Genomic DNA, 18,973 nt, shown 5'->3' on the forward strand with positions numbered 1-18,973 from the left:
GGCCGGCGGCTTACTTGCCGACGCCCGACGCCGCGATCTTCGACTGGACGAACTGCGCGAACAGCGCGTACAGGTGCGTGGTCGGGTGGACCGTGTCGGCGAACATGTAGGTCTGGTCCGCGTTGGCGGCCGTGTAGGTCTGCGGCGAGCAGAACAGCGACGAGCCGAATGCGGTTGCGTTCGCGACGCCGTATTGCGTTGCTGCCGCGACCATCGCCTTCAGGTTGCACCCGGTATCGGTGTTCGATACGGTGAAGCCGTTCGCCTGGTAGTTCGCGAGGATGCCGTCCTGCCACGTGAACGTGTCCATCAGCACAAACTTGGTCGTATCGACCTTGAGCGCCTGCAGCGTCGCGGCGAGCGTGCCGTTGAACAGCATCGACAGTTGCGTGAGGGTCGTCTGCGTGCCGCCTTGCAGCGCGAGCGGCGTGCCGCCGATGTCCGGCACGTTCGACACGAACACGTGGGTCGCGCCGGCGGCGACGATCTGCTGGACGATGCCGGCAAGCTGCTGCGCGGCCAGCCCGATGTTCTGCTGCAGTTGCGTCGGCGTGATCGCGCCCGCCTGCAGCGCTGCGACCTGATAGAAGATGTCGTTCGCGCCGCCGTTGAGCAGTACGATCTGGCCGGCGTTGAAGCTGCCGTGCTGCGACACGTATTGCTTGACCTGGTCGGCGATCGGCATCGTGGTCGCCTGTGCGTAGTCCGCGTTCGGCACGCTCGCGTCCGCGTGGCCGATGCCCGGCTGCTGCGTCACGCGTGCGCCGCCCTGAGCGTAGCCGAGGCCGCCGGTGGCCTGCAGCGGCACGCCGAAACCGCCCTGGTTGGCCGGCTGCAGCGTGTCGCCGTAATACTGCGCGACGTCCTGCGTCCACACCTGGCCGGGGTTCGTCGTGAAGCGGCCGCCGCCGAAGCCGAGCTTGATCTGCGAGTAGGTGCCGGCGTCGGACAGGCTGTCACCGAACGACACGATCTGCATTTTCACGCCCGACGGCGGCGTGTTCGACGCGCTGTTGTTGTCGTCACCGCCGCCGCCGCACGCGGCGAGCAGCGCGAGCGCGGCGCCGGCGATCGCGACTTGCGCGGTGCGCAGCATGCGTTGCCGGGTGCGGGTAGGTGCGTGTTGTTGTGTCTGCATCGTTCGATCTCCTCGTAGATATGGCCTGATGTGTTTCTCATCTGCCGTGTGCCTGCTCGGTTCCGGGCTGCGCGGCGGCCGTTGGCTGAAACGGTTTATTGGTCGCGCGCAGCCGCAAGCGGCACGGTGCGCGGATCGGGGTTCGCGGCCTCGGCAATCTGCGCATGATAAGCGCTCGCCCATTCAGGCGGGCCGAAAATCGCGCGCAGCTTGTTGCGCCAGCCGTCGACGCGCAACGCGTCGCCGGCCATCGATACCCACTCGTGGAACGTCGCGACGAGCGGGTTGTTCGAGCCGAGCCGTTCGACGATCCCGTACTGCGGCGGATCGTCGGGCGTTTCCTCGACATAGCTGCCGAACAGGCGATCCCAGATCACAAGGACGCCTGCGTAATTGCGGTCGATGTAGCGCGGATTGCGCGCATGATGCGCGCGGTGGATCGACGGCGTGTTCAGCACGTATTCGAGCCAGCCGAGCTTGCCGATCGCCTGCGTGTGCACGAAGAACTGGAACGCGAGGTTGATCAGCACGATGCCGACGACCTGTTGCGGCGGAAAGCCGGCGAACGCGAGCGGCAGCCAGAACACCCACATCCCCGCGACCGGGTACATCAGGCTCTGGCGGAACGCGGTCGAGAAATTCATTCGCTCCGACGAGTGGTGCACGACGTGCGCGGCCCACAGCCAGCGCACGCGATGGCTCGCGCGATGAAACACGTAGTAGAGGAAATCCTGCGCGACGAACAGCACTGCGAATGACAGCCAGCCGTCGTGCCACGTGACCAGCCGATAGTGCCGGTAGCAGTACGCATAAACGGGGATCACGAACAGCCATGCGAGCTTGTCGGCGCCCTGGTGCATCAGCGCGAGCGCTGCGTTGCACAGCGTGTCGCGCCACGCATAGACATGGTCCTGCGCACGAGTGCGGGCGAGGTGCCAGGCCTCCCACGCGATGCAGAGCAGGAAGACGGGCGCCAGCGCGAGCAGAAGCAATTCGACGTCGAATCGCATGGGCGTGTCTCCTTCTTTCCCCTGCAAGCCGTGAGGCCGGGCGTGTGGCCCGTTGTAGATATCAGTCAGGCCAACAGCCTACGCAATCGCCACGCGCTAGGCGAGGGGGGAGCGTAGAGGGTTCCCTCTGAGGACAGGGTTTCTACGGAAACCGCGCGGCGCGGGGCCGGGCGGTGCGGCCCTGTTTTGTGGGCACGGTTGGCGTGCGGTGCGTTGCGCACCGGTGGCGGCTACCGTTTCAAACCGGGGAGAGCGGAATTCCGTGTGCGGCGGCCCCGGCAGGCCGTGCCGCCCGCCCGCCGGGGCGACCTGCTGCGCGGTGCCGCCCCGTGGCCGGCGCAGGTCGACGCGAGCGGGCCGCCGGCGCCGCCGCATCGTGTCGCTGCGCGCTGAAACGTCAGTGCGCGCCCGCGTAGATCCACTCGAGCAGCGTGTCGTGCGCGGCGCGCGCGGCTTCCGCGTGATCGTTGTTGATGAAGCTGACGACGATGTAGCTCTGGCCGTCGGCGCCGGCGACGTAGCCGGCGATCGCGCGCACGTCGCGCAGCGTGCCGGTCTTGATGTGCGCGTTGCCGAGCACGCCGGCGTTGGTGAGGCGGTTCTTCATCGTGCCGTCGATGCCCGCGATCGGCAGCGAATCGATGAAGGTCTGCGCAACAGGGCTTGCGTTCGCGGCCTGCAGCAGTGCGGCGAGCGACAGCGCGCTCATGTGCTCTTCGCGCGACAGGCCCGAGCCGTTTTCGAGCAAGAGGTCAGGCATCGCGATGCCGTTCTTCTGCAGGAACGCCTGGATCACGCGGCTCGACTGTTCGGGCGTCGCGGGCGGCTTGCCGCTGACCGCGCCGATCGTCAGGAACAGGTTGCGCGCCATCACGTTGTTGCTGAACTTGTTGATGTCGTAGACGATGCTGCCGAGCACCGGGCTGTGATGCACGGCGAGGGGCCGCGCGGTGGTCGGCACCTTGCCTTCGCTCACCGGCCCGGCGATCGTGCCGCCGTCCTGCTGCCACAGCGCAAGGAAGCCGCGCGCGAAGAACGTCGTGTGATCGAGGATCGCGAGGTTGGTCGTGTGCGCGCCGCAGCGCAGCGGATAGTCGCCGGCGAACGAGGCGGTCATGATCCCGCTGCCAGCCGTCAGCGTCGGGCGCGCGGCCGCGGCGGCCGCGCTGCACGAACCCGAGCCTTCGACCAGCTGGTTGTCGATCGACAGGTCGGCGAGTGGCGGCAGCACGTCGACGGCCACCTTGCCGTCGTCGCCCGGCGTGACGGTGAACGATATGGCCTTGAATGCGTACAGCAACGGATCGGGGCCGACGTTGTACGGCGCGCTTGCGTCGTCGTCGAACGAAGGAAGATCGCGCGTCGATGCCGCGAAGTAGCTCTTGTCGAGCACGAGGCCGCCGGCCACGCGCTTGACGCCGGCCTTGCGGAGCTTGTCGACGAGGTCGATCAGCTCTTCGGGCACGAGCTTCGGATCGCCGGTGCCCTTGATGTACAGGTTGCCCTGCAGCGTGCCGTCAGGGTCGATCGTGCCGTCCGTGTAGGCGGTCGTGCGCCAGCGGTAGTCGGGGCCGAGGATCGACAGGCCCGAGAAGGTCGTCACGAGCTTCATCGTCGAGGCGGGCATCATCGGCCGGCTCGCGTTCCACGCGATGAGCGGCTCCGGATCGCCGACGCGCTCGACGACGACGCTCATCGCCGACGCCGGCACCTTCGCGCGCTGCAGCGCGACGAGCACGGACGCCGGCAGGCCGGCCGCACGCGCGGCGGGCGACACGACCGGGGTCTTGCGCGCTTCCTTGTGGGATTTCTTGCGGGCCTGCGCGGACGGCGCGAACGCGAGGGCCGTGCAGGTGGCGACGACGGCGGCGGCCCGCAGGCAGACGCGGGCGCGGGGGGCGAACCGGGTGGACAGATCGGAAATCGGCATGGGCGAATACGGGAGAAGCACGACGTTCGGGCAGGGCGCGTGCGGCGCCAAAGCGCACATTGTAGAGACAAGTCCGGACAGGCCCCTTGCAATCCGCCTTTCTGTTGCATTGCACCGTGCCGCGCACGCGATTCGCGGCGCTACAATGGTCGCCGTGTTTCACTCGCCCGATGGATGCCTGTCCCGATGCGGATTCTGCTTGTCGAAGATGATCGAATGATTGCCGAAGGCGTGCGCAAGGCGCTGCGCTCGGACGGCTTTGCGGTCGACTGGGTGCAGGACGGCGACGCCGCGCTGACGGCGCTCGGCGGCGAGACGTACGACCTGCTGCTGCTCGATCTCGGCTTGCCGAAGCGCGACGGCATCGATGTGCTGCGCACGCTGCGCGCGCGCGGGCTGGCGCTGCCGGTGCTGATCGTCACCGCGCGCGACGCGGTGGCCGATCGCGTGAAAGGGCTCGACGCGGGCGCCGACGATTACCTCGTCAAGCCGTTCGACCTCGATGAACTGGGCGCGCGGATGCGCGCGCTGATCCGCCGCCAGGCCGGGCGCAGCGAATCGCTGATCCGCCACGGCGCGCTGACGCTCGATCCCGCTTCGCACCAGGTGACGCTCGACGGCGTGCCCGTCGCGCTGTCCGCGCGCGAGTTCGCGCTGCTCGAGGCGCTGCTCGCACGGCCCGGCGCGGTGCTGTCGAAGAGCCAGCTCGAGGAGAAGATGTACGGCTGGGGCGAGGAGATCGGCAGCAACACGGTCGAGGTCTACATCCACGCGCTGCGCAAGAAGCTCGGCTCGGACCTGATCCGCAACGTGCGCGGGCTCGGCTACATGGTCGTCAAGGAAAGCTGACGCGTGAGGTCGATTCGTCATCAATTGCTGATCTGGCTGCTCGCGATCGTCGTCGCGGGCGTGGGTATCGCGGGCTGGCTCATCTACCGGCAGGCGCTCGCCGAGGCGAACGAGCTGTTCGACTACCAGTTGCAGGAAATCGCCGCGGCCTTGCCGTCCGAGCCGTTCTCGCAGGTGTTCGGCTCGCGCACCAACGGCGACGAAGGCATCGTGATCCAGATCTGGAACCGCAACGGCGTGCTGATGTACTTCTCGCATCCGCGTGCGCCGATCGCGCCGCGCGCGGAGCTCGGCTTCTCGACCGAGCGCACCGACCGCGGCGAATGGCGCGTGTACGGTGCGATCGTCGGCGACAACGTCGTGCAGCTCGCGCAGCCGCTGTCGGTGCGCAACCGGCTCGCGGCGAACGTCGCGCTGCGCACGCTGTGGCCGCTGATCGTGCTGCTGCCGTTCCTCGGCGCGGCCGTGTGGGTGATCGTCGGGCGCGGGCTCGCGCCGCTTGGCCGCGTGACGCGCGCGGTCGAGGCACGCCGGCCGGAAGCGCTCGATCCGCTGCCCGATGCGCGCCTGCCGCTCGAGGTGCAGCCGCTCGTACGGGCGCTGAACGGGCTGCTCGCGCGGCTGTCGGCCGCGCTCGACACGCAGAAGGCCTTCGTGGCCGACGCCGCGCACGAACTGCGCACGCCGCTCGCGGCGGTGCAGATCCAGGCGCAGCTCGTCGCCCGCGCGAAGGACGATGCATCGCGCCGCGAGGCGGTCGCGGATCTCCAGGATGGCGTATCGCGTGCGACGCGTCTCACGGAGCAGCTGCTTGCGCTCGCACGCGCCGAGCCGGATGGCGCGACGATGCGTGAGCCGGTCGACCTGCAGGGGCTGCTCGCCGAATGCGTGGCCGCGCTTGCGCCGCTCGCGCAGCGGCGCGACATCGATCTCGGCTTCGAGGAAACGCGCGCGGCGAGCGTCGTCGCGGACGTCGGCGCGCTGCGCGTGATGTTCGGCAACCTGCTCGACAACGCGGTGAAGTACACGCCGGACGGCGGCCGCATCGACGTGTCGCTGACCCGCGACGCGGCCGGCCGCGCATGCGTGCAGATCGGCGACAGCGGGCCCGGCATTCCGGCCGACGAGCGCGAGCGCGTGTTCGACCGCTTCTACCGCGACAGCTCCGCGCGAGCGCGCACCGACGTGTCGGGCAGCGGGCTCGGGCTCGCGATCGTCAAGCGCGTGGCCGCTCAGCAGGGCGCGACGGTGTCGCTCGGCGACGCGGCCGCGGGCGGCCTGCTCGTCAGCGTCGTGTTCCGCGACGCGGAGATGCGGGCCGAGGCGCCACAGCCGTCCGAATCCGTGTGAAGAACGGTGCCGGAAGGGCGTCGGCAGCCGCTTAGGGCTGATTAAGCCTCCTTTAAGTCAGGGTCGTTACGCTGCGTCCTAACAAAGAGGAGGTCCTACGATGAACACCCGATTCCTTGCGCGCGGCGCCGTCGCGGTCGCCGTGGCGGCCGCCCTGTCCGCCGCTTATGTCGCCGGCACCCACCGTGCCGATCCGCAGATCATCACGCCGGCGCAGGCCGCCGCGCTGATGCCGGCCGAAGCGGCCGCCAAGACCGGCATCCCCGATTTCTCCGGGCTCGTCGAGACCTACGGCCCCGCGGTCGTGAACATCAGCGCGAAGCATGTCGTGAAGCAGGTGTCGCGACGCGTGCAGCAGCAGCCGCAACTGCCGATCGATCCGAGCGACCCGTTCTACCAGTTCTTCAAGCACTTCTACGGCCAGGTGCCGGGCATGGGCGGCGACGCGCAGCCGGACGACCAGCCGAGCGCGAGCCTCGGTTCCGGGTTCGTCATCAGCTCCGACGGGTACATCCTCACCAATGCGCACGTGATCGACGGCGCGAACGTCGTCACGGTCAAGCTGACCGACAAGCGCGAATACAAGGCGAAGGTCGTCGGCGCGGACAAGCAGTCCGACGTCGCGGTGCTGAAGATCGACGCGAGCGGCCTGCCGACCGTGAAGATCGGCGACCCGGCGCAGAGCAAGGTCGGCCAGTGGGTCGTCGCGATCGGTTCGCCGTACGGCTTCGACAACACGGTCACGTCGGGCATCATCAGCGCGAAGTCGCGCGCGCTGCCGGACGAGAACTACACGCCGTTCATCCAGACCGACGTGCCGGTGAACCCCGGCAACTCGGGCGGCCCGCTGTTCAACCTGCAGGGCGAGGTGATTGGCATCAACTCGATGATCTACTCGCAGACGGGCGGCTTCCAGGGTCTGTCGTTCGCGATCCCGATCAACGAGGCGATCAAGGTCAAGGACGAACTCGTGAAGACGGGCCACGTGAGCCGCGGCCGCCTCGGCGTCGCCGTGCAGGGGCTGAACCAGACGCTCGCGAGCTCGTTCGGCCTGCAGAAGCCGGACGGCGCGCTCGTCAGCTCGGTCGATTCGAACGGCCCGGCCGCGAAGGCCGGCCTGCAGCCGGGCGACGTGATCCTGTCGGTCAACGGCTCGCCCGTTGCCGATTCGACGTCGCTGCCCGCGCAGATCGCGAACCTGAAGCCGGGTTCGAAGGCCGACCTGCAGATCTGGCGCGACAAGTCGAAGAAGACGATCAGCGTGACGCTCGGCGCGATGGCCGACGCGAAGCTCGCGTCGAATGACGGCGGTCCGGTCGAGCAGGGGCGCCTGGGTGTCGCGGTACGTCCGCTGTCGCCGCAGGAGCGCAGCGCCGACAACCTGTCGCACGGCCTGATCGTGCAGCAGGCCGGCGGGCCGGCCGCCAACGCGGGCATCCAGCCCGGCGACGTGATCCTCGCGGTCAACGGCCGCCCGGTCACGAGCCCCGAGCAGTTGCGCGACGCGGTCAAGGGCGCGGGCAACAGTCTTGCTCTACTGATCCAGCGCGATAATGCACAGATCTTCGTGCCGGTCGACCTGAGCTGACCGGCCACGGCCGACGGCCGGCCAGGCCGGCCGCGGCGGGCGCCGCCGCCGTTCGAACGCGTGACGCTGCGCCCTGTATGTGTTCCGACCCCAAGGAGGGAGCCATGCAATATCTACGCAACGTGTCCCGATTTGCCGTCGCCGCGGCGCTGGTCGCCGGCCTCGCAGCCGGTGCGACCGGCGCGTACGCGCAGTCGGACGGCTTGCCCGCCGCGCGCCAGCAGGGCGACGTCACCTTCGTGTCCGGCGGCGTCGGGCAGGACGAATCGACGGCGTTCCAGCGCAACGAGCCGATGTGGCCACTGGCGCTGCGGTTCACCGGCAAAGGCGGCGAGTTCCTGGCCGACGTCCATGTGCGGATCGTCGACGGTAAGGGCGATGAGGTGCTGAAGACCGACGCGCGCGGGCCGTACATGCTCGTGAAGGTGCCGCCGGGCCGCTATACCGTGCACGCGTCGTACCAGGGCAATGAGGAATCCCGCGCCGTCACGGTCGGCGCGAAGGGCGGCGCGAAAACCGCATTCCAGTGGAGCGCCCAGTAGCCCGCCGCGCGCGCCCCGGCCGGGGTCGCGCATTTGGCAGCGGTTTCGCCCATAATGAAAGCCACGGCACGCGTGCCGTGGCTTTTTCGTTTCCTGAGTCCGGCCTGGCCGGGCCGCCCCAAGGAGAAACGATGTCCGATGCAGCCGACCCTCGTCTCGAAATCGTGCCGAACCGCCATCGCGTGCGCGTGATCCATCGCGGCATCACGTACGCCGATTCGCACGGCGCGTTGACCGTGCGCGAAACGGGCCTGCCGGACACCCACTACCTGCCGCGCGGCGACGTCAACATGCGCCGGCTCGTGAAATCGGGCGTCACGTCGGCCTGTCCGTTCAGGGGCCGGGCCGTGCACTTCGACTTGCAGACGGAAGACGGCGTGATCGAAAACGCCGCATGGAGTTACGAGGAACCGGAGGAGGCCGCGTCGGCGCTCGCGCACTACGTCGCCTTCGACGCCGCACGGATCGACAGTCTCGTCGAGACGTCCTGATGCGGCGCGCGTTCATCGGGGAGGCGTCATGGAACTGAACGACACATTACGCGTACCGCTCGCGCCGCCTGTCGTACAGGAGGCGTTCGAGGATCTCGCGTTGCTGCGCGCGAGCTTCGAGCATTGCGAATCCTTCGAGAAGCATGCGCATGGCGAGTTCGCGCTGACGATCACGGTGCCGCTCGGCCCGCTGCGTGGCCGCTACGACGTGCGGGCGCATGCGGCCGCCGAGCAGGGCGACGCGGAAGGGCAGCCGCGCCGCGTGCTCAACTTCAAGGCGCGGGCCGACGGGCTCGGCGCGCTGCGCGGTCAGGTCGAACTCGTGCTGATGCCGGATGACGACGCGAACGCCACGCGCATCGAGTACGTGGTCTGGGTGACAGCGAGCGGCCCGCTCACCGAGCTGCCGGGGCGGCAGATCGAAAATACGCTGCGCGAATGGACCGACGATTTCTTCCGCGAATTCTGCGCGGTCGTCCAGGCGAAGCACGGCCTCGCACCGAATCGCGCACGCTCGGCCGCGCCGCGGCGCCAGCATGTGTTCCTGCGGCCGGCGGCGCTGGTGGCCGCGACGAAGCGTGCGTTGCCGCCGCACCTCGGTGGCGCGCTGACCGGGCGCGCCGCCAGCGCGCTCCCGCATCGCGGCTCCGGCACGGTGCCCGTCTGGGGCTGGGCCGCGATGATCGTCTTCGTCGCGCTGCTGCTTTACGCGGCGCGCTGGATCAACGGCGGCTGAACGGCCGGACGGTTCCGCAGCAAGGCCCGCCCGCCGCGCGCGTTACCGCACGACATCGGCGCCGGCTCCGGCGCCGCGAAATTCCCTTCGATACGCGGACGGCGAGGTGCCGAGCGCGCCCGCGAAATGCTGGCGCAGCGACACGCTCGACCCGTAGCCGGCCGCCTGCGCGATCGCATCGATCGACTGCCCGGTGGTTTCCAGCAGATGCTGCGCACGCGCGAGCCGCTCGGCCTGCAGCCACGCGGTGACGGTCGTACCGGTTGCCTGGCGGAAGTGGCGCGTGAACGTGCGCCGGCTCATCAACACGCGTTCGGCGAGCGAATCGACGCTGTGCGCGGCGTCGAGGTGGGCGCGTACCCAGTCGAGCAGGCCCGCGAGCCGCGCGTCGCGCGGGTGCGCGGCGACCGGTTGCGGCACGTATTGCGCCTGCCCGCCCTGGCGGTGCGGCGGGATTACGAGGCGGCGCGCGATCTGGTTCGCGGCGTCCGAGCCGAAGCGCCGCCGCACGACGTGCAGGCAGCAGTCGAGCCCCGCGGCCGTGCCGGCCGACGTCATCAGGTTGCCGTCGTCCACGTACAGCACGTCCGGATCGAGCTTCACGCGTGGAAAGCGTTGCGCGAAGTCGTCGGCCCATGCCCAGTGCGTGGTGGCCGGGCGGCCGTCGAGCAGGCCGGCCGCGGCGAGCACGTAGGCGCCGAGGCACAGCCCGACGAGCTGCGCGCCACGCGCGGCGACCGCGCGGACCGCGTCGACCAGCACGTCGGGTGGCGCTTCGTCCGGATCGCGCCACGCCGGCACGATGACGATGTCCGCGTCGTCGAGCCCGTCGAGCCCGTATGGCGCGGTGATCGTGAAGCCGCCGGTCGTCGACAGCGGGCCGCGTTCGGCCGAGCAGACACGGAACTCGAATACGGGCGACGCGGCCGCATCGCGTTCCTTGCCGAACACGACGGACGGCACCGACAGGTGGAACGGGCTGATGCCGTCGTACGCGATCACGGCAACGACGGTCGGAACGGGCGAGGCGGGCCGGGTGGACGAGGCGGCGGTCATGGCGGGCTCCGGAATGGCGATGGCCCGATTTTATCGAAGAATGGCTATCGGGCCACTGTCCGCGCGAGCGATGCGCGCCGACAATGCATCGCATCGCGCCGCTGGCCGTCCCGTTTCGGGGCGGGGCCGCGCCCCCGGACCAGGAGCCCGCCATGTCGAACGCCGTCCCGCATTCCGCTGCCCATTCCGTTTCCCACCCGACTTCCCGCCGCGCGCTGATCGTGATCGACGTCCAGAACGAGTACGTGACGGGCAACCTGCCGATCGAATACCCGCCGCTCGACGTGTCGCTCGCAAACATCGGCCGCGCGATCGATGCCGCGCATGCGGCCGGCGTGCCGGTGATCGTCGTCCAGCACGTCGCACCGGCCGGTGCGCCGATCTTCGCGCCCGGCTCCGACGGCGTCGCACTGCACGCGGTGGTCGCCGGCCGGCCGTACGCGCACCTGATCGAGAAGCAGCAGGCCAGCTCGTTTGCCGGGACCGACCTTGCCGAGTGGCTCGAGGCGCACGGGATCGACACGCTCGCGGTGGCCGGCTACATGACGCACAACTGCAATGCGGCAACGGTCTATCACGCGGCGCACGCGGGGCTGAATGTCGAGTACCTCGATGACGCGACGGGCGCACTGCCGTACGAGAACGAAGCGGGCGCGGCGAGCGCCGAGGAGATTCACCGCGCGTACGGGGTGGTGTTCCAGTCGAATTTCGCGGCCGTGATGTCGACCGATGCGTGGATCGCGGGACTGGCCGGCGCGCCGATACCGAAGCGCGATTCGGTCGCCGCGTCGAATCGGCGGGCCCGCGCGCAGCGCGCGAAGGCGGCCTGAACCGGGCGGGGAGGAGGGGGCGGCGCGTTGGCGAGGTTGCCGCGCCGCCCGATGAAACGAAAGCCGCGGGCGAACGCGCGTCACGCGGTCAGTCGTCGTCCTTCAGCATCGCCGGGCTGTAGCGCAGCATGTCGAAACAGCCGTCGACGAGCTTTTCCGCATGCCGCTCGCCATCGATCTCGTCGGGCAGCATCAGCGTGTCGCGCACGAAACCGCTGACGAGCGTGTGCAGCATCAGCGTCGCACGCCACGTATCGAGCCGCTCGGGCAGCAGCTTGAGCCGCACGGCCGCCGCGAGATCGGCGTCGATCGCGTGCAGCGCCTCGCTCATCCCTGCGCGGTTGCGCTGCAGCAGCGGCTCCAGGTCCGCGACGTACTCGCACTTCATGAACAGGATGCTGAACACGCGGCGCAACTGCGCGTCGCGCTGCACGCCGAGCAGGCACCAGATCAGGATCTGGCGGATCTTCTCCAGCGGATTGCCGCCCGGCGCGTCGAGCGGCATCCGCTTCAGTTCGTCGATCGGCAGAAACACGCGGTCGAACATCGCGTCGAACAGTTCGCTCTTGTTCGCGAAATGCCAGTAGATTGCGCCGCGCGTCACGCCGGCGTGCTGGGCGATGTCCGCGAGCGACGTGTGCGATACGCCCTTCTCGAAGAACACGTGTTCGGCGGCGTCGAGAATGCGATTGCGCGTCTCGAGCGCCTCCTCCTTGGTACGTCTGACCATGTGCAGGCCTGATTGGATCGATCGTAGGTGAATATAGGGTCTGCAACCCTCGTCGCCGTCTGGGAGACGGGCTATGCTTGCGACTGGTAACAATTCGTAAGACTGGACAGTCGGCTGGGCATAAACGGGCTTTTTACATACATTCATGAATGTATATACAATACCACCCTACGATCGAATGACCCAAGTGGCAATCAGTTAATATCCCACTCTGCTGATTCCCGCCAAAGTACCAGTCCGCAGTGCGGGGCAACCTGTTGGCACGGAGGTTTCGTGCCGCTTGCTGTATCTAGCAGTCCAGTAATTCAGGTGTTCGATCTGCGCCGTGAGGCGCATCCGTGTTGCGCTCCCTCCGGTCGGGTGCGGCACTTATTCCATTGGTTATACACAGAGGTCGCTCCATGCGCGTCGAACGGGTTCCATACCGCTTAATCACTGTCGCGACGGCCGCCGTTTTCCTGGCCGCGTGCGGGAAGAAAGAATCGGCACCGCCGCCGCAAACGCCGGAAGTTGGCGTCGTCACTGTCCAGCCGCAAACCGTACCGGTCTTCACCGACCTGCCGGGCCGCACCAGTGCGTTCCTCGTCGCGCAGGTCCGCGCACGGGTCGACGGCATCGTGCTGCGCCGTGAATTCACCGAAGGCACCGACGTCAAGGCCGGTCAGCGCCTCTACAAGATCGACCCGGCGCCGTACGTCGCCGCGCTGAACAGCGCGAAGGCGACGCTCGCGAAGGCGCAGGCGAACCTCGTCACGCAGAATGCGCTGGTCGCGCGCTACAAGGTGCTGGTGGCCGCGAACGCGGTCAGCAAGCAGGACTACGACAACGCGGTGGCCACGCAAGGCCAGGCCGCGGCAGACGTCGCGGCCGGCAAGGCAGCGGTCGATACCGCGCAGATCAACCTCGGCTATACCGATGTCGTGTCGCCGATCACCGGCCGCGTCGGCATCTCGCAGGTGACGCCGGGCGCGTACGTGCAGGCAAGCCAGGCGACGCTGATGTCGACGGTCCAGCAGCTCGACCCGGTGTATGTGGACCTCACGCAGTCGAGCCTCGAGGGCCTGAAGCTGCGCCAGGACGTGCAGAGCGGCCGCCTGAAGACGAGCGGCCCGGGCGCCGCGAAGGTGTCGCTGATCCTGGAAGACGGCAAGACCTATTCGGAGCCGGGCAAGCTGCAGTTCTCGGACGTGACGGTCGACCAGACCACCGGTTCGGTGACGATCCGCGCGGTGTTCCCGAACCCGGGCCGCGTGCTGCTGCCGGGCATGTTCGTGCGTGCACGGATCGAGGAAGGCGTGAACGAGAACGCGTTCCTGGTGCCGCAGATCGGCGTCACGCATGACCAGAAGGGCCAGGCGATCGCGATGGTGGTGAACGCCGGCAACAAGGTCGAGCCGCGCCCGCTGAAGACGACGGGCATGCAAGGCGCGAACTGGATCGTCGAAGGCGGTCTGGAAGCGGGCGATCACGTGATCGTGCAGGGCGTCGACAAGGTGCGCCCGGGTGCGACCGTGAAGACGGTCCCCGCGCAGCTCGCCCCGGCGGCCAATGCCGCACCGGGTGCGGCTGCCGCCACCGCCGCGCCGGCTGCCGCCGGTTCCGGCGCCGCTGCCGCTTCCGGTGCTGCCGCATCGGGCGCTGCGCCGGCGAGTGCTGCCGCTGCTTCGAGCGCGCAATAACAGGGAGCCTGTTTCATGGCAAAGTTTTTTATCGATCGCCCGATCTTCGCGTGGGTGATCGCCATCATCCTGATGCTGGCCGGGGTTGCGGCGATCTTCACGCTGCCGATCTCGCAGTATCCGACGATCGCGCCGCCATCGATCCAGATCACCGCGAACTACCCGGGCGCTTCCGCGAAGACGGTGGAAGACACGGTGACGCAGGTGATCGAGCAGCAGATGAGCGGTCTCGACAACTTCCTGTACATGTCGTCGACCAGCGATGACTCGGGCAACGCGACGATCACGCTGACCTTCGCGCCGGGTACCAACGCCGACATCGCGCAGGTTCAGGTGCAGAACAAGCTGTCGCTCGCGACGCCGATTCTGCCGCAGGTCGTGCAGCAGCTCGGTCTTTCGGTGACGAAGTCGAGCAGCAGCTTCTTGCTGGTGCTCGCCTTCAACTCCGAAGACGGCAGCATGAACAAGTACGACCTCGCGAACTTCGTGGCGTCGCACGTGAAGGATCCGATCAGCCGGTTGAACGGCGTCGGTACCGTCACACTGTTCGGCTCGCAGTACGCGATGCGGGTCTGGCTCGATTCGAACCGCCTGACGAACTACGGCCTCACGCCGGTCGACGTGTCGACCGCGATCGCCGCACAGAACGTGCAGATCGCAGGCGGCCAGATCGGCGGCACGCCGGCCACACCGGGCACCATGCTGCAGGCGACGATCACCGAATCGACGCTGCTGCAGACGCCCGAGCAGTTCGGCAACATCCTGCTGAAGGTCAACCAGGACGGCTCGCAGGTTCGCCTGAAGGATGTCGCGAAGATCGAACTCGGCGGCGAAAACTACAACTTCGACACGAAGTACAACGGTCAGCCGACCGCGGCACTCGGTATCCAGCTCGCAACCAACGCGAACGCGCTCGCAACCGCGAAGGCCGTGCGCGCGAAGATCGACGAACTGGCACCGTTCTTCCCGCACGGCCTCGTCGTGAAGTACCCGTACGACACGACGCCGTTCGTGAAGCTGTCGATCGAGGAAGTGGTCAAGACGCTGCTCGAAGGTATCGTGCTGGTGTTCCTCGTGATGTATCTGTTCCTGCAGAACCTGCGGGCGACGATCATCCCGACGATCGCGGTGCCGGTCGTGTTGCTCGGCACGTTCGCGATCATGTCGATGGTGGGCTTCTCGATCAACACGCTGTCGATGTTCGGCCTCGTGCTCGCGATCGGCCTGCTGGTGGACGATGCGATCGTGGTGGTGGAGAACGTCGAGCGGGTGATGGCGGAAGAGGGCCTGTCACCGAAGGAGGCGACCCGCAAGGCGATGGGCCAGATCACCGGCGCACTCGTCGGCGTGGCGCTCGTGCTGTCGGCGGTGTTCGTGCCGGTGGCGTTCTCCGGCGGGTCGGTCGGCGCGATCTATCGTCAGTTCTCGCTGACGATCGTGTCGGCGATGGTGCTGTCGGTGCTCGTCGCGTTGATTCTGACGCCGGCACTGTGCGCGACGATCCTCAAGCCGATCCCGCAAGGGCATCACGAAGAGAAGAAGGGCTTCTTCGGCTGGTTCAACCGCACGTTCAACAACAGCCGCGACAAGTACCACGTCGGCGTGCACCACGTGATCAAGCGGTCGGGCCGCTGGCTCATCATCTACCTGGTCGTGATCGTCGCGGTCGGCCTGCTGTTCGTGCGCCTGCCGAAGTCGTTCCTGCCGGATGAAGACCAGGGCCTGATGTTCGTGATCGTGCAGACGCCGTCGGGCTCGACGCAGGAAACGACCGCGAAGACGCTCGCGAACATTTCCGACTACCTGTTGAAGGACGAGAAGGAAATCGTCGAATCGGCGTTCACGGTCAACGGCTTCAGCTTCGCGGGCCGCGGCCAGAACTCCGGTCTCGTGTTCGTGCGCCTGAAGGACTACTCGCAGCGTCAGCATGCGAACCAGAAGGTGCAGGCGCTGATCGGCCGGATGTTCGGGCGCTACGCGGGCTACAAGGACGCGATCGTGATCCCGTTCAACCCGCCGTCGATTCCTGAACTCGGTACGGCTGCCGGCTTCGACTTCGAGCTGACGGACAACGCGGGTCTCGGCCACGATGCACTGATGGCCGCGCGTAACCAGCTGCTCGGGATGGCCTCGAAGGATCCGACGCTGCAGGGCGTGCGTCCGAACGGCCTGAACGATACGCCGCAGTACAAGGTCGACATCGATCGCGAGAAGGCGAACGCGCTCGGCGTGACGGCGGATGCGATCGATCAGACGTTCTCGATCGCATGGGCGTCGAAGTACGTGAACAACTTCCTGGATACCGACGGCCGGATCAAGAAGGTCTACGTGCAGGCAGACGCACCGTTCCGGATGACGCCGGAAGACCTGAACATCTGGTACGTGCGCAACGGGTCGGGCGGGATGGTGCCGTTCAGCTCGTTCGCGACCGGTCACTGGACGTACGGTTCGCCGAAGCTCGAGCGCTACAACGGTGTGTCGGCGATGGAAATCCAGGGTCAGGCCGCACCGGGCAAGTCGACCGGTCAGGCGATGGCCGCGATGGAAGGGCTCGCGAAGAAGCTGCCGGTCGGTATCGGCTATTCGTGGACCGGCCTGTCGTTCCAGGAAATCCAGTCCGGCTCGCAGGCGCCGATCCTGTACGCGATCTCGATCCTCGTCGTGTTCCTGTGTCTCGCGGCGCTGTATGAAAGCTGGTCGATCCCGTTCTCGGTGATCATGGTGGTGCCGCTCGGCGTGATCGGTGCGCTGCTGGCGGCAACGATGCGCGGCCTCGAGAACGACGTGTTCTTCCAGGTCGGCCTGCTGACCACCGTGGGCTTGTCCGCGAAGAACGCGATTCTGATCGTGGAGTTCGCGCGCGAACTGCAGGTGACGGAGAAGATGGGGCCGATCGAGGCCGCGCTGGAAGCAGCGCGCCTGCGGCTGCGTCCGATTCTGATGACGTCGCTCGCGTTCATTCTCGGCGTGATGCCGCTCGCGATCAGCAATGGCGCGGGTTCGGCCAGCCAGCACGCGATCGGTACGGGCGTGATCGGCGGGATGATCACGGCGACGTTCCTCGCGATCTTCATGATCCCGATGTTCTTCGTGAAGATCCGCGCGATCTTCAGCGGCGAGAAGGAAGACGTCGACGAGGCGCTGCGCCTGGCTCAGGAGCACTCGCACCACGAAGAGAAGCCGGGCAACGGCGACGAAGGCAACAAGGGACAGTGATGATGCAAAAACACGCTTTGACTGCAATCGCGGTCGCGCTCTTCGCCACGGGCTGCACGATGGCGCCGCATTACAAGCGGCCCGATGCACCCGTCGCGCAGGCGTACCCGGCCGGCGGCGTCTACGCGACGCAGCCGGGTGCGGCCGGCGCGCGCAGCGCGAACGGCCAGGCGGCGACCGCCATCGGCTGGCGCGAGTTCTTCGTCGATCCGCGCCTGCAGCGGCTGATCGAGATCGCGCTGAAGAACAACCGCGACCTGCGCGTGTCGGTGCTGAACATCGAGGCGGCGCGCGCGCAGTACCAGATCACGCGCGCGGGCCTGTTCCCGACGCTCGATGCGACGGGTACCGGTAATCGTCAGCGCCTGCCGAATGCGCTGTCCGTGGCGCCGGGCCGGAACATCACGACGACCTACAACGTCGGCCTGTCGGCGTCGTGGGAACTCGACCTGTTCGGCCGCGTGCAGAGCCTGAAGGACCAGGCGCTCGCGCAGTACCTGGCGACCGCGTATGCGCGGCAGGCGTCGGAGATCTCGCTGGTGTCGCAGGTGGCCGATCAATACCTGACGCTGCTGTCGACCGACGATCTGCTGAAGGTCACGGAAGACACGCTGAAGACGGCGCAGGCGTCGTACGATCTGACGAAGCTGCAGTTCGACAACGGCACGGGCTCCGAGCTCGAGCTGCGTCAGGCGCAGACGGTGGTCGAGCAGGCGCTGGCGAACCAGCAGGCGCAGGCGCGTGCGCGTGCGCAGGCGCTGAACTATCTGGTGCTGCTGATCGGCGAGCCGCTGCCGGACGATCTGCCGGCGGGCATGCCGCTCGACGCGCAGAACCTGCTGACGGACGTGCCGGCTGGCCTGCCGTCCGACCTGCTGACGCGTCGCCCCGACGTGATGCAGGCCGAGCAGTCGCTGCTGGCGGCGAACGCGAACATCGGTGCGGCACGCGCGGCGTTCTTCCCGAAGATCTCGCTGACGGCCGCGTTCGGCACGGCGAGCCCGACGCTGGGCGGTCTGTTCAAGGCCGGCACGGCGGCGTGGTCGTTCGCGCCGAACATCGCGCTGCCGATCTTCGAGGGCGGCGCGAACATCGCGAACCTCGATCTTGCACACGTGCAGAAGCGCATCGAGATCGCAAACTACGAGAAGGCGATCCAGTCGGCGTTCCGCGACGTGGCGGACGGGCTGGCCGCACGCGGCACGTACGACCAGCAGATCGCGGCGCTGGAGCGCAACGAGCACGCGCAGCAGCGACGTTTCGACCTGTCGGACCTGCGTTACAAGAACGGTGTCGACAGTTACCTGTCGGTGCTGACCGCGCAGACGGACCTGTACACCGCGCAGCAGTCGCTGATCAACGCGCGTCTGGCCCGCTGGACCAACCTGGTCAACCTGTACCGTTCGCTGGGCGGCGGGTGGATCGAGCGGGCCGGCGAGACGCCGCGCGCGCCGGATGCACCGGTCGACTACGACAAGGCGGCCGCTCCGGCGCCTGCGTCGGCGGCGGTGACGAACGGGTAAGCAAGTGCAAGGAAAGGGCAGGCGCGGTTTACCGCGCTTATCCTTCGAACCGGCAGTATGCGGAAACGAAAACGCCACGGATGAAAATCCGTGGCGTTTTCTTTTGTGCGCTCGAGTCATGAGGGGCAAACACGGGCGGGGTGGCGATGCGTGCACCGAACGCCGGTGCAGCCCGTTGCGTCGGGCACGTCGCGCCGCTCGACCATCCGGCATCCGGTACCGCGCCGTCGGCGGCAACCCTTCAAGCGCGATGGCGGACCGTCCGATCGCCGAGCGTCGTCCGCACCCCAAAGCAAAACGCCACG

The 18,973-nt window shown here is 67.7% G+C and carries 15 protein-coding genes; 10 read left to right on the forward strand and 5 right to left on the reverse strand.

Annotated features, from left to right (window positions below; genetic code table 11):
• Positions 1-10: 10 nt before the first annotated feature.
• The 3 genes from QZM67_RS18505 to dacB form a co-directional block, all read right to left on the reverse strand.
• On the reverse strand, positions 11-1,138 hold the full coding sequence (locus QZM67_RS18505) for an SGNH/GDSL hydrolase family protein (protein WP_301805614.1): 1,128 nt from the start codon (positions 1,136-1,138) through the stop codon (positions 11-13).
• Between the two features lie 95 nt (positions 1,139-1,233).
• Positions 1,234-2,148, reverse strand: a complete 915-nt coding sequence (locus QZM67_RS18510; RefSeq protein WP_175022032.1) for a sterol desaturase family protein — start codon at positions 2,146-2,148, stop codon at positions 1,234-1,236.
• A 397-nt stretch (positions 2,149-2,545) separates the two neighbouring features.
• A complete protein-coding gene (gene dacB, locus QZM67_RS18515) occupies positions 2,546-4,078 on the reverse strand; it encodes a D-alanyl-D-alanine carboxypeptidase/D-alanyl-D-alanine-endopeptidase (protein WP_175022031.1) in 1,533 nt (510 codons plus the stop codon).
• Positions 4,079-4,264: 186 nt separating this feature from the next.
• Here dacB and QZM67_RS18520 point away from each other — a divergent pair, with 186 nt between their 5' ends.
• From QZM67_RS18520 to QZM67_RS18545, 6 genes are all read left to right on the forward strand, one after another.
• A complete protein-coding gene (locus QZM67_RS18520) occupies positions 4,265-4,927 on the forward strand; it encodes a response regulator (RefSeq protein ID WP_039360640.1) in 663 nt (220 codons plus the stop codon).
• Between the two features lie 3 nt (positions 4,928-4,930).
• Complete coding sequence (locus tag QZM67_RS18525; RefSeq protein WP_175022030.1) at positions 4,931-6,277, forward strand: ATP-binding protein; 1,347 nt, start codon at positions 4,931-4,933, stop codon at positions 6,275-6,277.
• Between the two features lie 100 nt (positions 6,278-6,377).
• Positions 6,378-7,865, forward strand: coding sequence for a DegQ family serine endoprotease (locus QZM67_RS18530; RefSeq protein ID WP_175022029.1), 1,488 nt, complete (start codon positions 6,378-6,380; stop codon positions 7,863-7,865).
• 104 nt (positions 7,866-7,969) lie between these two features.
• Positions 7,970-8,407, forward strand: a complete 438-nt coding sequence (locus QZM67_RS18535; RefSeq protein ID WP_043190209.1) for a carboxypeptidase-like regulatory domain-containing protein — start codon at positions 7,970-7,972, stop codon at positions 8,405-8,407.
• A 131-nt stretch (positions 8,408-8,538) separates the two neighbouring features.
• Entirely contained in the window at positions 8,539-8,898 is a 360-nt protein-coding gene (locus QZM67_RS18540) for a DUF427 domain-containing protein (RefSeq protein WP_301805624.1), read from the forward strand.
• A 28-nt stretch (positions 8,899-8,926) separates the two neighbouring features.
• The gene (locus QZM67_RS18545) at positions 8,927-9,634 is read left to right on the forward strand and encodes a CoxG family protein (protein WP_301805627.1); all 708 of its coding nucleotides are present in this window, start codon (positions 8,927-8,929) and stop codon (positions 9,632-9,634) included.
• 42 nt (positions 9,635-9,676) lie between these two features.
• Here the strand turns inward: QZM67_RS18545 and QZM67_RS18550 are convergent, their stop codons facing one another.
• Positions 9,677-10,690, reverse strand: coding sequence for a helix-turn-helix domain-containing protein (locus QZM67_RS18550; protein WP_301805629.1), 1,014 nt, complete (start codon positions 10,688-10,690; stop codon positions 9,677-9,679).
• 152 nt (positions 10,691-10,842) lie between these two features.
• On the opposite strand from QZM67_RS18550, the gene QZM67_RS18555 reads away from it, so the two are divergent.
• Positions 10,843-11,520, forward strand: a complete 678-nt coding sequence (locus QZM67_RS18555) for a cysteine hydrolase family protein (protein ID WP_301805630.1) — start codon at positions 10,843-10,845, stop codon at positions 11,518-11,520.
• 88 nt (positions 11,521-11,608) lie between these two features.
• Here the strand turns inward: QZM67_RS18555 and QZM67_RS18560 are convergent, their stop codons facing one another.
• Complete coding sequence (locus QZM67_RS18560) at positions 11,609-12,250, reverse strand: TetR family transcriptional regulator (protein WP_043190193.1); 642 nt, start codon at positions 12,248-12,250, stop codon at positions 11,609-11,611.
• Between the two features lie 401 nt (positions 12,251-12,651).
• Here QZM67_RS18560 and QZM67_RS18565 point away from each other — a divergent pair, with 401 nt between their 5' ends.
• The 3 genes from QZM67_RS18565 to QZM67_RS18575 are packed head-to-tail and all read left to right on the forward strand — an operon-like array spanning position 12,652 to position 18,668.
• Positions 12,652-13,929: an efflux RND transporter periplasmic adaptor subunit gene (locus tag QZM67_RS18565; RefSeq protein ID WP_175022025.1), complete on the forward strand. Its 1,278-nt coding sequence runs from the start codon at positions 12,652-12,654 to the stop codon at positions 13,927-13,929.
• Between the two features lie 15 nt (positions 13,930-13,944).
• The gene (gene bpeB / locus QZM67_RS18570) at positions 13,945-17,145 is read left to right on the forward strand and encodes an efflux RND transporter permease BpeB (protein WP_175022024.1); all 3,201 of its coding nucleotides are present in this window, start codon (positions 13,945-13,947) and stop codon (positions 17,143-17,145) included.
• Positions 17,145-18,668 (forward strand): efflux transporter outer membrane subunit, encoded by a 1,524-nt coding sequence (locus QZM67_RS18575; protein ID WP_301805633.1) that lies wholly within the window; start codon positions 17,145-17,147, stop codon positions 18,666-18,668. Before bpeB ends, QZM67_RS18575 begins: the two co-directional genes overlap by 1 nt.
• Positions 18,669-18,973 lie beyond the last annotated feature (305 nt).

Origin of the sequence: Burkholderia sp. AU45251, from assembly GCF_030482905.1 — a bacterium.
GTDB classification, from domain to species: domain Bacteria; phylum Pseudomonadota; class Gammaproteobacteria; order Burkholderiales; family Burkholderiaceae; genus Burkholderia; species Burkholderia aenigmatica.